The organism is Saccharopolyspora sp. NPDC000995, from assembly GCF_053599315.1.
This window is the reverse complement of the sequence record NZ_JBSFLZ010000297.1, coordinates 1-2030: the sequence shown is the minus strand read 5'-3', so window position 1 is coordinate 2030 and position 2030 is coordinate 1. Positions and strand designations below refer to the sequence as shown.

The 2030-nt window shown below is 65.4% G+C and carries 2 protein-coding genes; both read right to left on the bottom strand.

Annotated elements, in window-relative coordinates:
- Positions 1–31: 31 nt before the first annotated feature.
- Positions 32–913, bottom strand: a complete 882-nt coding sequence (locus ACWDKQ_RS35915; RefSeq protein WP_450143197.1) for a tyrosine-type recombinase/integrase — start codon at positions 911–913, stop codon at positions 32–34.
- An 83-nt stretch (positions 914–996) separates the two neighbouring features.
- Positions 997–1704, bottom strand: coding sequence for a hypothetical protein (locus ACWDKQ_RS35910; protein ID WP_450143196.1), 708 nt, complete (start codon positions 1702–1704; stop codon positions 997–999).
- Positions 1705–2030 lie beyond the last annotated feature (326 nt).

Below are 2030 nucleotides of genomic sequence, written 5' to 3'. Positions count from 1 at the left end.
CGTTCGACGTCGTTGAGGGTGCTGGTTTTGGTCATCCTGCTTGGGCCTTATTGATCAGGGTGTCGAGTCGGGCGATGAGGCGTTGGTGTCGTTGGGCTTCGGTGATCCAGCCGCGTTGTTCGGCGTCGCGGGCCAGTGCTTCGGCGTCGACGCGCTGGGCGGCCAGGATAGGCAGCGAGCTGGCTTCGGTGTGGAAGCTCGGGCAGTGCTCGCAGATGTTGGCGTAGGCGCAGGCGCCTTGGGCGGGTGCGCGCAGGCAGAACCCGCCGGCAAGACGGGATTTGAGCAGCGGGGTGTTTTTCCAATCGGCTCCGCCCGTGATGTCGGCCAATGACAGGCCGATCCCGCCGGTGGCGGGGGTGAGTGCCTGTTGTTTGGCCAGATCTAGAGCCCGCTCGTATTCGGCGCGGACGGTGGTGTCGAACAACCGCCCGTAGCGCAGGCTCATCTCAGCTGACATATGGCCCAGCAGTGCCATCAGTGCCTGCAGCGAAACACCGGCATTGACCAGGGCGGTGACATAGGTGTGCCGGAGTTGATGCGGGGTGATGTGGTCGAGTCCCGCGGCCTGGGCGGCGCGGTCGAGTTCGTGACGGACCGCGCTTTGGGAGAGTCGTCGACCGTGGTGGGTGAACAGGAACTGGGCCCAGCGCCGGTAGCGGGGGTGCGGCATCGGCCGTCCGTGGGAGCGGATCTCGGTAATGTGATCGATCAGGTCGAGGATGTCGTCATCGATGGGGATCATCCGCTCGGTCTCCAGCTTGCCGAGCGGGATTTTCAGCCAGCTGCCATGGTCGGGGACTTCGTGGACGCAGTCGAGCTCGAGGTCGAGCAGTTCCCCGATCCGCAGCCCGCAGCAGCGTTGCAGACGCAGGGCGGCCGCGGCCAGTTCGTTGCCGGGCCGTTCGGTCAAAATCCCGGTGAGTCGGCAGTCGACGTCGACGGGCAGGTAGCGGGGCAGCGTGTGCGGGAGTTTGGGGACATCGTCGCGGAATATCAGCTTGCGGGGTGGCGCGTCGGGCCAGTCCCATCGGTGATGTCGGTCAGGAATCCCATCAGCGCGAGCACTCGCCGGGATCGGTCCGCGACGGTGATCGGCTGGTCGTTTTTCGGGTTGACCGCATCGACCAGCGAGGTCAGGTAGGGCTCGATGTGCTTGCGGCGATCCAGCTCGGCGATGGAGCCCAGTTCGGGATCAACCTCGGCGAGGAACACCCCGAAGTGTTTGAGGCGGGTCGCGATCGCCGACACCGTTTTGGGTTGGCAGGTTGCCCGTTTGCGTTCCAGATAGGCGATCACTGTCTCGCGGATCGGCGGCTGGAGGTCGGCGAGCCGGTCGGCGAACGGGACCGGCCCACTTGAGCGGGGCAGCTCATCGACGATTCCCAGGTGAAACAACACCCGTTGGGCATTGCTGGCTGCCGCCAGATAGTGCCTGTGGCCCTTGCCAGTTCGCGCTTCCCGCTCCTGGCAGGCAGCCCGGAACTCGTCCAGATCGGCCACGGTGAGCTGATCCAGCCCTCGCCCGGTCTGGATCAGCAGCCGGACGGGAACCTGGGAGCCGGTGGCGAACCGGACCCGTTCGGTGAACCCAAGCTCGGCCGCCGCGGCCATGAACCGATCGAGATCCGGACCTAGCGGTGATTGCTTGATCTCCCGCCAGATGCTGGACAGTTTGCGTTCCAGCAGGTAGTCATAGCCCAATGCCGCTTAGCTTATTTTGATCATGCTGTGCGGGCGAGTTGGAGGGTGGGTGGGCCCTCGTAGCGGGTTGCGGTGTCGGCGGGTTTCTTGACGCGGTAGGCGTTGTGGCGGCCGCGTTTGATCACGCGGGGATAGCTGCGGTGTCGGCGGCGTGGGTTGAGGTTGCGTGTGGCTGTGATGTTGGCGGCGACGGCGACTGAAGATCGTTTTTGCTGGTCAGGGGGAAAAGGCCGCCGGGTCGGTGATCCGGCGGCGGACGATGCGGACGGTGCGGGTGAATTTGACCCGGTCCGGGTCGATGTCGGCTTCGGTGGCTGCGCGGCAGA